This window comes from Fructobacillus sp. CRL 2054 (assembly GCF_028764065.1).
GTDB lineage: Bacteria > Bacillota > Bacilli > Lactobacillales > Lactobacillaceae > Fructobacillus.
On the sequence record NZ_JACOFN010000004.1, the window covers coordinates 1 to 13,681 of the forward strand.

A 13,681-nucleotide genomic window follows, 5' to 3' on the forward strand; every position below is an offset into this window, starting at 1 on the left:
ATTCGCTTATGGGCCATTAGCTCAGTTGGTTAGAGCGCTGTGTTGATAACGCAGAGGTCCCTGGTTCGAATCCAGGATGGCCCATCATCAGTCGACTTCGGTCGGCTTTTTTTGTGCTTTCTTTTAGTTTTTACTTGTCAAATGTTCCCTTCTAGCATAGAATATAGGCAAGAGCTCATCATAAGTAAGCCAGTACAGAAAGGTAGCGGTCGCTGTAAGCTACCAGGCTGAAACTCCAATGAGTCACGTTTAGCGGGCAATGCCGCTCGGGTCCCACCGTTATCGGAAAATGAGTGCTGCATCGATATGCAGAAACTGGGTGGTACCACGGATTGCGTCTTTTTCGTCCCTGACTTTTGTCGGATGAAAAGGCGCTTTTTATATAAAAGGAGATTATTATGCTTGATTTGAAGTACTTACGTAAGAACAAGGAAACGGCTGCCAAGCAGTTGCAGGACCGTGGAGTTGAAACTGGGACTTTAGAAGCATTACTAGCTAAGGATGAAGAACGCCGTACCTTGATTGCCAAAGTCGAAGAGATGAAGGCAAAGCGTAACGAAGCTTCTGACAAGATTGCCTTTGCAAAGCGTCAAAAGGAAGATGCTAGCGAAGCCATTTCAGAAATGCAAAAGGTTGCCAAAGAGATCAAGGAAATGGATCAGACTTTGGCGGATTTGGACGCTGAAGTAAAAGAAGCTGCGGCGCACTTGCCAAACATCGCTGAAGCCGATGTTCCAGTTGGCCCTGATGAATCAGCTAACGTTGAAATGCGTAAGTGGGAACCAACGGATTACGAAGGTCGTGTACATGCTTTGACGGAAGCACCAGCATGGTTGAAGCCACACTATGAAATTGGTGAAGATCTCGGTATCTTAGACTTCGAACGTGGTGCCAAGGTTTCTGGTGCCCGCTTCCTTTACTACGTTGGTGATGGTGCGCGTTTGGAACGTGCCGTTTATAACTTCATGTTGGACGAACACCGTAAGGAAGGTTACACGGAGATGATTACGCCAATCGTTGTCAACGATTCAGCGATGTTTGGAACTGGTCAGTATCCTAAGTTTAAGGATGATGCCTACCGTGTTCGTGACCTTGACCAAACGTACATTCCAACGGCTGAAGTGCCTTTGACAAACTACTACTCTGGCGAGACTTTGCCAGCAGAAGATTTGCCAATCTCATTCACGGCTTTGTCACCATCATTCCGTAAGGAAGCCGGTGCTGCTGGACGTGACACCCGTGGTTTGATTCGTTTGCACCAATTTAACAAGGTTGAAATGGTGAAGTTTGCTAAGCCTGAAGATTCAGATAGCGAATTGGAAATCATGACAAACAACGCGGCCAACATTTTGGAAAAGCTTGGTTTGCCTTACCACATCATCACTTTGTCAACTGGGGACATGGGCTTCTCAGCTGCTAAGACGCACGATGTGGAAGTTTGGATTCCTGCCCAAAACGTTTACCGTGAAATTTCATCATGTTCAAACACCCGTGACTTCCAGGCCCGTCGTATGCACATCACTTACCGTAACGACGAAGGAAAGCTTGAATTGGTCCACACGTTGAACGGTTCAGGATTGGCCGTTGGTCGTACGGTTGCTGCCATCTTGGAAAACTACCAAAACGAAGATGGAACCGTTACGATTCCTGAAGTTTTGCGTCCATACATGGGCGGTCAAGAGAAGTTGAACAAGACGCCACACCACTAAAATAACGCGATGAAAAAGCTTGCAATTGGACTAGCTCTTATCTGTCCTTTTCGGGCTTTTTTTGCTATAATTAGACTTAGTTTCTAAAATAATTTTCACATTAATAACTTTGATGAAAGGGGCGTATCTAGAAAACTAGGTACCGAACATTCGATGGCAAATCCAATTCGTAAGCTTGTTGATAATTCCAAGCACAAATTAAAGAAGATTGACAAGGTGGCTAACCAGGTTGAAGCTCTCTCAGAGAAAATGGCTGCCATGTCCGATGAGGCCTTGCAAAAGAAGACCCCAGAATTCCAAATTCGTATCCAAAAGGCCTTAGCTGGTGTTAAGACCGAAAAGGAACAGCAAAAGGCAACGGCCAAGGTTCTTGATGAAATCTTGCCTGAAGCTTTTGCCGTTGCCCGTGAAGGGGCCAAGCGTGTGCTTGGGCTTTATCCTTACCACGTGCAGGTTATGGGTGCCATCGTTTTGCACGGTGGAAACATCGCCGAAATGAAGACTGGTGAAGGTAAGACTTTGACGGCCACAATGGCGGTTTACTTGAACGCCTTGGCTGGAAACGGTGTCCACGTTGTTACGGTTAACGACTATTTGTCAAAGCGTGATGCCGAGCAAATGGGACAACTTTACAACTGGTTGGGCCTTTCCGTTGGTATCAATGTTGGTGACGATTCACCTGAAAAGAAGCGTGCTGCTTATGACGCCGACATCACTTACTCAACAAACTTCAACATCGGGTTCGATTACCTACGTGATAACATGGTGACCCGTGCCGAAGACCGCGTCATGCAACGTGGGTTGAACTACGCCTTGATTGATGAAGCGGATTCAATTTTGATTGATACGGCTCGTACGCCTTTGATTATTTCTGGACCTGGTTCAGGAATTTCCCCACTTTACCAACGTGTTGACCGTTTCGTTAAGACGTTGACTCGTGACGAGGATTATAAAGTCGATGAAGAAGCAAAGAATACTTCTTTGACACCGGAAGGTATCAAGAACGCCGAAGTCTTCTTCAACTTGGATAACATTTACGATAGTGAAAACACTGCCTTGACTCACCACATTGATCAAGCGCTCCGTGCCAACTTCAACTACTTGCGCGACAAGGATTACGTTGTGCAAGACGGTGAAGTAAAGTTGATTGATCAATCAACTGGACGTATTTCTGAAGGTACTCGTTTGTCTGATGGTTTGCACCAGGCAATCGAAGCCAAGGAAGGCGTTGAGATTAAAGAAGAAAACAAGTCGATGGCTCAAATCACTTACCAGAACCTCTTCCGTATGTACAAGAAGTTGTCTGGTATGACTGGTACGGCTAAGACGGAAGAAGAAGAACTTCTTGAAATCTACAACATGGAAGTAATCGAAATTCCTACTAACCGTCCAATTCAACGTGTGGACATGCCTGACCTTTTGTACCCATCATTGAAGGCCAAGTATAACGCGGTGGTTCAGCGTGTTGCTGAATTACACAAGAAGGGACAGCCCGTTCTTTTGGGAACTGGTTCTGTTGAATCTTCTGAATTGGTAGATAAGTTGTTGACGGCGCACAACATTCCTCACAACGTGTTGAACGCCAAGAACAACGAAAAAGAAGCCGAAATCATTGCCAACGCTGGTCAAAAGGGTGCCGTTACGGTTGCTACGAACATGGCTGGTCGTGGAACCGACATCAAGTTGGGCCCTGGTATTGATGAACTTGGTGGCTTGGCCGTTATCGCAACCGAACGACACGAATCACGTCGTATCGATAACCAGTTGCGTGGACGTGCCGGCCGTCAGGGTGACCACGGATTCTCACAGTTCTACCTGTCATTGCAAGATGACTTGATGATTCGTTTCGGTGCCGAAAAGGTCCGTGCACTCTTGCAACGCATGAACATGGATGACGAAGACACGGTGATTACCCACCGTTGGATTACTCGTTCTGTTGAATCAGCTCAGAAGCGTGTTGAAGGAAACAACTACGATACTCGTAAGAACGTCTTGCAGTATGATGATGTTGTTCGTGAACAACGTGAGTTGATTTACCACGAACGTGATCGTGTCTTGGATGAAAAGAAATCCTTGGATGACGTCTTGATGCCAATGGTTAAGCGGACAATCGACCGTGTGGTTGATGCGCAAACTCCTGGTAAGGACCCTGAAAAGTGGCACTTGGATGCAATTAACAAGTTTATCGAATCTTCATTGACGTCACCAAAGCATGGTTCAGTTCGTTTGCAGAACTTGAACCGCGATGAAATCAAGGATAAGCTTTTCAATATTGCCAAGGAAAACATGGAAGACAAGAAGAAGGACTTGTACGACGCTGACCAATTGTTGGCCTTTGAACGCGTTGTCATTCTTCGAGCTGTTGACCAACACTGGACCGACCACATCGATGCCCTTGACCGTTTACGTCAGGGAGTTGGACTGCGTGGTTACGGACAGTTGAACCCATTGGTTGAGTATCAAAACGAAGCCTTTGAAAACTTTAACAAAATGATTGCTGATATCGAATACGATGCAACTCGTACCTTCATGAAGGCCGAGATTCGCACCAACATGTCAGCCTAAGTATGATGAAGGACAAAGCGAACGATGAGTTCGCTTTTCTTATGGGAGGATCGCCATGGAAGTAGTGGCAGCCAAACAGGCGCTAGCGGCAATTCGCGAAGAAGTTGCTCGCTTTGAAAAAACATTGGATTTAGATGCTTTAACAGAAGAGATTGCCGACTTTGAAAACCAGATGACCGAACCAGGTTTTTGGGATGATCAGCAAAAGGCCCAGGGTGTGATTGATGAAACGAACGTTTTGAAGAAGCGTCGTGATTCATTCTTGGCCCTCGGCGAAGCTGCTGACGAAATCGAGATGTTGATTGAAATCGTCAACGATGATCCAGAGGACACGGATTCTGCTGAAGAATTGGGCAACCTTGTTGAAAAGACGAATGATGCCGTTCAAGCTTATAACTTGGAGCAGTTGTTGACGGGGGAATACGATGCCAACAACGCTATCTTGGAAATTCACCCAGGTTCTGGTGGAACGGAATCAACGGACTGGGGCGAAAAGCTCTACCGTATGTATACACGTTGGGCCAATGCCCACGATTTCAAAGTCGACGTCTTGAACTACAGTGCCGGTGATGAAGCCGGGATTGACTCAGCGACTTTGAAAATTTCTGGACACAACGCCTACGGTTTCTTGCGTTCTGAAAAGGGTGTGCACCGTTTCGTTCGAATTTCACCATTCGATTCAGCTGGACGTCGTCACACGTCATTCGTTTCCGTTGATGTCATGCCTGAATTGGATGACTCAATTGAGGTTGAAGTCCGTGATGATGATATTAAAATGGATGTCTTCCGTTCTGGTGGAGCCGGGGGACAGAACGTCAACAAGGTTTCAACTGGTGTTCGTTTGACCCACGAGCCAACGGGTATCGTCGTGTCATCAACGGTTGAACGTACGCAGTATGGTAACCGTGACTACGCCATGCGACTTTTGAAGGCCAAGTTGTACCAGCTTGAGTTGGAAAAGAAGGAAGCCGAACGTGCTGCCTTGGCAGGTGAAAAGAAGGAAAACGGTTGGGGATCACAGATTCGTTCTTACGTTTTGCACCCATACCAGATGGTCAAAGACCACCGGACGGGTTACGAAACCAACCAGCCACAGGATGTTTTGGACGGGGACTTAGACCCATTCATCAACGCTTACTTGCAGTGGCAATTATCATTAAAGAATCCAGATTAAGAAAAAAGCAGGGGATATCCCCTGCTTTTTACGTCTCCCTTTATGAAGGGGCTAGACTGCGTTATAATAGTAGCCAATTAGAAGACGTATTAAAGTAAAAAAGGAGCAGAATATGGCAGATCAATATACAAATTCAGCAAAGACTGTCCTGGCGATTGCCCAGGACCAAGCCAAGTATTTCCGCCACCTAGCCGTTGGGACGGAACATCTGCTTCTCGCACTGGCCATGGAACGGCAGGGAGTTGCTGGTAAGATTCTTTCCGAATTCTCCGTGACGGCCAAGGACGTGCAAGAAGAAATTGAGCACTATACCGGATTTGGGGTACAACAAAGTTTTGACCCTGATCTCTATTTGCCTTATTCACCAAAGGCTGGTGCCGTGTTGAACTGGGCCAAGGAACAGTCCGAAACACTGGGTCAGCAGGAAATTGGGACAGAATTGATTCTTTTGTCCTTGATTCAGGACCAGAGTATTTTGGCCGGTCGTGTTTTGCTCGCTCTTGATGTGAACTTGACTGACCTACAAAAGGCCATTCTCCGTCGTCTGGGTATTTCGGACTTGCGTAAGCAGTTGAAGCGAGCTAAGCCACACCAAAAGCCAATCGAAGGCACACCAACCTTGGATAAGTTGGGCCGTGATTTAACTCAGGTTGCTCGAACGGAGCACTTGGATCCTGTTATTGGACGTGACAATGAAGTTCGCCGTGTCGTCCAGATTTTATCACGTCGTACAAAGAATAACCCGGTACTGGTTGGAGAACCGGGGGTTGGTAAAACTGCCATTGCTGAGGGCTTGGCCCAGCGGATTGCGAAGGGACAAGTGCCTGATAACTTGAAGCACAAGCGTTTGATGGTCTTAGACATGGGTTCTTTGGTCGCTGGGACCAAGTACCGAGGCGAGTTCGAAGCTCGGTTGAAGCAGATTATCGATGAAATCGAGGCGGACGGCCAGGTTATCTTGTTCGTGGACGAACTTCATACGTTAGTCGGGGCTGGAGGAGCTGAAGGTGCGATTGACGCAGCCAACATCTTGAAGCCAGCCTTGGCACGTGGTGATTTGCAGATGTTGGGTGCGACGACTTTTGATGAATACCAGCAATCGATTGAATCCGATGCCGCTTTGGAACGTCGTTTTGCCAAGGTGACGGTTAACGAACCATCTACCGAAGAGGCAATTGCCATTCTGAAGGGCATTCGTCCAAAGTTTGAAAGCTACCACCGAGTTAACATTGAGGACGCTGCGGTTGAAGCAGCGGTCAAGCTTTCTGCCCGTTACATCACGGCCCGCTTCCTACCTGATAAGGCTATCGATTTGATGGATGAAGCGGCTGCAAAAGTCCAAATCGACGCCGTGGACCGGGCAACACCCGTTCACAACGACCGTGCCGATTTAGCCGAGATTGTGAAGGATAAGGACGCAGCCATTGCCGAGATGGATTTTGAATTGGCTGCCGATTTGCGCTTGAAAGAAATTGCTCTTCGTCAAAAGATTGATAAGGCCATGGTTCGAGCACAGAAGAAGGAAGCCAAGCAGGCTTCTTATCAGATGAAAGTTACGCCAGAAGACATCGCCGATGTCATTTCTGAACAGACCGGTGTGCCTTTGACCCAGGTTCAAGAAAGTGAATCCGACCAACTAATGAACTTGGAAAAGGAACTGGGTAAGCGAGTGATTGGCCAAAAGGATGCGGTATCCGCCGTCGCCCGTGCCATCCGCCGTTCCCGTTCTGGCTTAGCTGACCCTAAGCGTCCAATGGGGACCTTCCTCTTCTTGGGACCAACTGGTGTTGGAAAGACGGAGTTGGCCAAGGCATTGGCTGAACTGGTCTTTGGTTCCGAAGACAACATGATTCGAATCGATATGTCAGAATACCAAGAACAGTATTCTGCCTCCCGTTTGATTGGTTCAGCCCCTGGTTACGTTGGTTATGACCAGGGTGGTCAATTGACTGAACAGGTCCGCAAGCACCCATACTCAATCATCCTCTTGGACGAATTGGAAAAGGCCAACAAGGACATCTACAACTTGATGCTCCAGGTCTTTGACGATGGTTTCTTGACGGATGCCAAGGGACGACGTGTCAACTTCCGAAACACCATTATCATCATGACTTCAAACCTTGGGGCAACCCGTTTGCGTGATGAAAAGACGGTCGGCTTTGGTTCTGTTGACTTGGCTAAGAACAATGAAGCGGTTGCTAATAAGATTCGTGAGACGGTGAAGGAAACCTTCCGTCCTGAATTTGTGAACCGAATCGATGAAGTGCTCGTCTTTGACGCGTTGGAAGAACCAGAGGTTGAACAAATCGTTCGCTTACTTTCTAAGTCTCTCTTGGAGCGTGTGGCTGAACAGGGTGTCAAGATTAAGATTACCAAGGCAGCCGTTCAGGCTATTGCAAAGGAAGGGTACGACCGCGAATACGGTGCTCGTCCTGTCCGCCGTTTGATTCAGACTGAAATCGAAGATAAGTTGTCAGAAGCTTTGCTCTCTGGTGAAATCACGACTGCTGACATGGTGACGATTGGAGCCACAAAGGGTAAGATTACCTTGAAGGTCCAAAAGGAAGCTGAAAAAGTCAGTAACTAATTAAATGTTTAAACAGAAAAAGTCTTGGGAGAATGTTCCCAAGACTTTTTTTAATTGCATCAAAAAAAGAACCCGACGAAGCGAGTTCTTTTTGTTTTTACATCATATCAAGGTGAAGATCGTTTTCCTTAGTCAATCCTGCCTTCTTCAAGAAGAAGTAGTAGAACCATGCGGCAACACCAGGTACAAGAACACCGAAGACCATAACAAGCATCAAAGCGTGAACGTTTGTTCCAAGCAATGCCAATGGGGCGATCAATGAGTTCAATCCAAGACCGGCGATGGCGTAAGGAACCTTCAATTCAAATACACCAACGGCAACCATTGCTGAAACACCAGCGATAAGGGCTGGACCGAAGAAGAGCAATGGGCTCTTCAACATATTAGCGAATTGAACCTTAGGGGTAACGATTGTTTGGGCAACGTTAGCACCCAAGTCGTTTTGCTTGTAACCCATAACCGTATACATAACGAAGGCAGCAGTTGTTCCAACCAAAGCAGCTCCACCTGAAAGTGGGTCCAACATAACGGCGATGGCAAGGGCAGCAGATGAAGCAGGGGTCATCAAGAAGGCGAACCAGAAGAAGGAAACGATAAAGGCTCCTAAGAATGGGTTCACAGACATTGTGTCAGCCAACTTTTCTGAGATCCAGTTCAAGAACGGTGTTGTATAAGTAGCGGCAACCAAACCGGTTAAGGTACCAGTCAAAACAGCTGCAAATGGAACCAAAAGCATGTCCAAAGCTGTCTTACCAGTCAAGTAGTTACCAACCAAAACGGCAACAACGGCTGCCAAAACGGCGGAAACTGGCTGACCAGAAGTCATGATGATTGAACCAGCTGGTTGGTTGGCTGCCCAGTGGGTAGCAGTGTGTGTGTTCGCAACGGCTGTGCTAGCAAAGTAAACAGCGTTTGATCCAACCGTAGCAGCGATCAATGCGGCACCGGTTGTCAAAACAGTTGAGTCCAAGGCCATGGCAACCCCAACCCCAAGGGCTGGTGCCAACATCTTTTGACCCATTACACCGGCCTGCACCAAAGCAGGCAAGTGCAAGATGTTACCAAGGGAGCTGAGCAAGAGGCCCATTCCCAAAACTGACAAGATGGCGTATGAGACACCTTGTGAGACAGCGTATACCGCTGACTTCTTCTTTTCTTGCGCAGGTTCTTGCGGGCGCGTATCCGCCTTTGTTAATGTTGCATCCATTGTTACTTCCTCCAATAATTCGTTCATGCCAATAAAAAAACGCCAGGCAGCTGGCGTTAGTCTAAAGTCGTGGTTAATACGAAAAAAGAGGGCTGCCAGCCGGTGTTGTCTTTGCTGGCAGCTAAAAAGGTGACCAGCATTTATCAAATAATGATAATGCTAATCACAATGACGTTATTCAATTGAGTTGATTGCTTTGTAGTAGTCATAATCAATTCTCCTCGATTGGTTGTCTTAACTATACTAAGATTAAAATTAAATGTCAACATTTTAATAAAAATATTTTTATTCTCATTAAATCAACTCCGTTATTATCCATGAAAATAAGAGAAAAGGAAGAAATGGCATTTTCCTTTTCTTTATCATTAAAGGAACGAAAATTAATGTCGAAAAGGTAGAGGTGAAAATAAAGTTGGTAAAGGCTACCCCGTCAAACATAATTGCGGCCAAAACAAAGACAGGAAAATCGCCAACGCCCATTTTTTGTAAGTACATGAGAGGAAAGTTCAGTGTAAGGAAGAAAACTTTGAGCAGAATGAATACCGGCTCGTCATGCGCTAGTCCTTCATTAAAAAATAGAAAGTAGGGAGTAAGCAGCCACACAATATCGGTGTGTGCACGTTCCTTTTGGCTGTCCTCCCTGGCTAAGAAGAGTAGGAAGAAGTGGAGGAAGTAGGCAGGAGACCATTGGAAGGGGATGGTTAGCATCATAAGGGGGAAGAGTCCCTCGAAGAAAAGCCATTCCGGAACCGAGGTAAAGGTTTGGCTACAGTTACGGCAGCGGAACTTGAGCATTGGAGCGGATAGCAAAGGGATCATATCGTACCAGGCGAGGGGATGACCGCAGTTAAAACAATAGGAACGGTTTGTCCAGAGAGCCTGTCCTGATATTGCTCGATCTGCTAAGCAGCAAACTAATGAAGCAAGTGTAAATTGTGTGATAATCAATAATATTTCTTTCATGCCAGATTATACGTAGAAAGCTAGTAAAAGTTGTCGACTTTTCCATTAATAATTCTTAAGATTTTTATCTATAAAAACCCTGCAAAATCCCTTGACTTTACCCTAGAAACTGTTATTATATTTGACGTGCTTTTAAGACATATGCTCTGAATGTCGCTATTGTTGCGACAAAGGGCGGTGTAAAGGCAAGTCTAAGCAGGACTTCCGGGAGCACTTTTGTTTAATGACAAAAATGATACACCTGGAACTGTGAAAAGAAACGAAGGAGAATAGTAGGATGCCTACAATTAACCAATTGGTTCGTAAGTCTCGTAAGTCTCAAGCGACTAAGTCAAACTCACCCGCTTTGAACTTCGGCTACAACTCAATGAAGAAGAAAGCAACTAAGAATGCTGCGCCACAAAAGCGTGGGGTTGCTACCCGTGTTGGAACTTTGACACCAAAGAAGCCTAACTCAGCCTTGCGTAAGTACGCTCGTGTACGTTTGTCAAACTTGTACGAAGTTACTGCTTACATCCCAGGTATCGGTCACAACTTGCAAGAACACTCTGTTGTCTTGATCCGTGGTGGTCGTGTTAAGGATTTGCCTGGTGTGCGTTATCACGTTATCCGTGGTGCGCTTGATACTGCCGGTGTTGACGGCCGTATGACATCACGTTCTAAGTATGGAACGAAAGCTCCTAAGAAGTAATAAGGAAAGGAAAACTCATGCCACGTAAAGGTTATACAAAGCGTCAGGAAGTTTTACCTGACCCAATTTACAATTCAAAGCTAGTTTCCCGTTTGATCAACAAGTTGATGGTCGATGGTAAGCGTGGAACTGCATCTACAATCTTGTACGATGCGTTCGACCGTATCAAGGAAACAACTGGTAACGAACCATTGGAAGTTTTCGAACAAGCAATGGAAAACATCATGCCAGTATTGGAAGTTAAGGCCCGCCGTGTTGGTGGATCTAACTACCAGGTGCCTATCGAAGTTCGCCCAGACCGTCGTACGACTTTGGGACTCCGTTGGTTGGTTAACTACGCACGTTTGCGTAACGAACACACAATGGACGAACGTTTGGCAAAGGAAATCATCGATGCAGCCAACGAAAACGGTGCATCAGTTAAGAAGCGCGAAGACACGCACAAGATGGCTGAAGCCAACCGTGCCTTTGCACACTACCGTTGGTAGGATTTACCGGTTAGCTTGCTGACCGATTGCTTCTTAGCAATGAATACTTTTTTAAAAAAGCGAACTGAACCTAGGTCGCTTTTTATTGCAATAAACGAAAAAATTTAGGAGATCACAATGGCAAAGCGTGAATATCCGCTTAACCGTACTCGTAACATTGGTATCATGGCCCACATCGATGCTGGTAAGACGACTACGACTGAGCGTATCTTGTACTATACTGGTAAAATCCACAAGATTGGTGAAACACACGATGGTGCTTCACAAATGGATTTCATGGACCAGGAAAAGGAACGTGGAATTACGATTCAGTCAGCCGCTACTACCGCCGTATGGCGTGGGTTCACTGACCAATATGAAAAAGATCCTTTCCGTGTTAACATCATCGATACCCCAGGTCACGTGGACTTCACTATCGAAGTTGAACGTGCCCTCCGTGTTTTGGATGGTGCCGTAGCCGTATTGGATGGTGCTGCTGGTGTTGAACCACAGACCGAAACTGTTTGGCACCAAGCCACAACTTATAACGTTCCACGTATCGTCTTCGTTAACAAGATGGATAAGTTGGGTGCCGACTTTGCAATGTCAGTTGAATCAATGCACGAACGTCTTCGCGTTAACGCCGAAGCCATCCAATGGCCAATCGGTGCCGAAGATGACTTCGCCGGTGTTATTGATTTGATCAAGGAAGAAGCTTACTACCCAACTGATGAACTTGGTTCAACTTGGGAACCAAAGCCAATTCCTGACGAATACAAGGATATCGTTGCTGAACGTCGTGAAAAGTTGATTGAAGCGGTTGCTGATGTCGATGAAGCCTTGATGGACAAGTACCTTGAAGGTGAAGAAATTTCAGTTGACGAATTGAAGGCAGCTATCCGTCGTGCCACTTTGGCACTTGAATTCTACCCAGTTCTTGCAGGTTCAGCCTACAAGGATAAGGGTGTTCAAATGATGTTGGATGCCGTTGTTGACTACTTGCCATCACCATTGGAAGTTCGCCCATACGTGGCAACTGATCCAAAGACTGATGAAGAAGTTGACTTGATCGCCGATGACTCAAAGCCATTCGCGGCCTTGGCATTTAAGATCATGACTGATCCATTCGTTGGACGTTTGACATTTATGCGTGTTTATACTGGTTCATTGAAGGCCGGTTCATACGTACAAAACACTTCTTCAGATTCACGTGAACGTGTTGGACGTTTGCTCCAAATGCACGCTACTTCACGTACTGAAATCGAAGAAGTCTTCTCTGGTGATATCGCCGCTGCTATCGGTTTGAAGAACACTACTACTGGTGATTCATTGACTGATACTGAGCACCCATTGATTCTTGAATCAATGGAATTCCCAGAACCAGTTATCGAATTGGCCATCGAACCAAAGACGAAGGCCGATCAAGACAAGTTGGCTACTGCTTTGCAGAAGCTTGCTGAAGAAGATCCTTCATTCCGTGCTACAACGAACCAGGAAACTGGTGACACGTTGATCGCCGGAATGGGTGAATTGCAGTTGGACATCATGGTTGATCGTATGAAGCGTGAATTCAACGTTGAAGCCCAAGTTGGTGCCCCTCAAGTTGCTTACCGTGAAGCATTCACTAAGGACGTTAAGGCCCGTGGATTCTTCAAGCGTCAGTCAGGTGGTAAGGGACAGTATGGTGATGTTTGGATCGAATTCTCACCAAACGAAGAAGGTGCCGGATTCGAATTCGAAGACGCCATCGTCGGTGGTGTTGTTCCTCGTGAATACATCCCTTCAGTTGAAGCAGGTTTGAAGGATGCTTTGAACGCTGGTCCTGTTGCTGGATTCCCATTGGTTGACTTGAAGGCCAAGTTGTACGATGGTTCTTACCACGATGTCGATTCTTCTGAAGCTGCCTTTAAGATTGCCGCTTCATTGGCATTGAAGGAAGCTGCCAAGACTGCTGGTGCAGTTATCTTGGAGCCAATCATGGCCGTTGATATCGTTGTTCCTGAAGAAAACCTTGGTGATGTTATGGGACACGTCTCAGCACGCCGTGGTTTGATTGAAGGACAAGAAAACCGTGGACCTGTTTTGGCTGTTAAGGCTCAGGTTCCATTGTCAGAAATGTTCGGATATGCAACGACTTTGCGTTCAGCTACGCAAGGACGTGGAACTTTCCAGATGGTCTTCGACCACTACCAGGCTGTTCCTAAGAACGTTCAAGAAGAAATCGTTAAGGCACAAGGTAAGGAAGCTTAATTCCAACCTCTTAACGGATAACCAGACTAGTTTACTAGTCTGGTTTTTCTTTTGCCCTAAATTCTTGG

9 protein-coding genes and 1 tRNA gene are annotated in these 13,681 nt (G+C 46.3%); 8 read left to right on the forward strand and 2 right to left on the reverse strand.

Annotated elements, in window-relative coordinates; all coding sequences use genetic code 11:
- Window positions 1-10: 10 nt before the first annotated feature.
- The 5 genes from H7198_RS02460 to H7198_RS02480 all read left to right on the forward strand — a co-directional run bounded on the left by H7198_RS02460 (window position 11) and on the right by H7198_RS02480 (window position 8,035).
- A tRNA-Ile gene (locus H7198_RS02460) sits at window positions 11-84 on the forward strand.
- A gap of 314 nt (window positions 85-398) precedes the next feature.
- Window positions 399-1,709 (forward strand): serine--tRNA ligase, encoded by a 1,311-nt coding sequence (serS, locus tag H7198_RS02465; RefSeq protein ID WP_274458225.1) that lies wholly within the window; start codon window positions 399-401, stop codon window positions 1,707-1,709.
- A 153-nt stretch (window positions 1,710-1,862) separates the two neighbouring features.
- The gene (gene secA, locus H7198_RS02470) at window positions 1,863-4,274 is read left to right on the forward strand and encodes a preprotein translocase subunit SecA (protein ID WP_274458226.1); all 2,412 of its coding nucleotides are present in this window, start codon (window positions 1,863-1,865) and stop codon (window positions 4,272-4,274) included.
- Between the two features lie 55 nt (window positions 4,275-4,329).
- The gene (prfB, locus tag H7198_RS02475) at window positions 4,330-5,448 is read left to right on the forward strand and encodes a peptide chain release factor 2 (protein ID WP_274458227.1); all 1,119 of its coding nucleotides are present in this window, start codon (window positions 4,330-4,332) and stop codon (window positions 5,446-5,448) included.
- Window positions 5,449-5,560: 112 nt separating this feature from the next.
- A complete protein-coding gene (locus H7198_RS02480; protein WP_274458228.1) occupies window positions 5,561-8,035 on the forward strand; it encodes an ATP-dependent Clp protease ATP-binding subunit in 2,475 nt (824 codons plus the stop codon).
- A gap of 97 nt (window positions 8,036-8,132) precedes the next feature.
- Here the strand turns inward: H7198_RS02480 and H7198_RS02485 are convergent, their stop codons facing one another.
- The gene (locus H7198_RS02485; RefSeq protein ID WP_274458229.1) at window positions 8,133-9,242 is read right to left on the reverse strand and encodes a PTS sugar transporter subunit IIC; all 1,110 of its coding nucleotides are present in this window, start codon (window positions 9,240-9,242) and stop codon (window positions 8,133-8,135) included.
- Between the two features lie 294 nt (window positions 9,243-9,536).
- A complete protein-coding gene (locus tag H7198_RS02490) occupies window positions 9,537-10,190 on the reverse strand; it encodes a prepilin peptidase (RefSeq protein ID WP_274458230.1) in 654 nt (217 codons plus the stop codon).
- Window positions 10,191-10,482: 292 nt separating this feature from the next.
- Between H7198_RS02490 and rpsL the strand changes: the two genes are divergently transcribed.
- From rpsL to fusA, 3 genes are all read left to right on the forward strand, one after another.
- Entirely contained in the window at window positions 10,483-10,896 is a 414-nt protein-coding gene (rpsL, locus tag H7198_RS02495) for a 30S ribosomal protein S12 (RefSeq protein ID WP_091502461.1), read from the forward strand.
- Window positions 10,897-10,913: 17 nt separating this feature from the next.
- Window positions 10,914-11,384: a 30S ribosomal protein S7 gene (gene rpsG, locus H7198_RS02500; RefSeq protein ID WP_091502463.1), complete on the forward strand. Its 471-nt coding sequence runs from the start codon at window positions 10,914-10,916 to the stop codon at window positions 11,382-11,384.
- A 117-nt stretch (window positions 11,385-11,501) separates the two neighbouring features.
- Window positions 11,502-13,613, forward strand: coding sequence for an elongation factor G (gene fusA / locus H7198_RS02505; RefSeq protein WP_274458231.1), 2,112 nt, complete (start codon window positions 11,502-11,504; stop codon window positions 13,611-13,613).
- The last annotated feature ends 68 nt before the right edge of the window (window positions 13,614-13,681 follow it).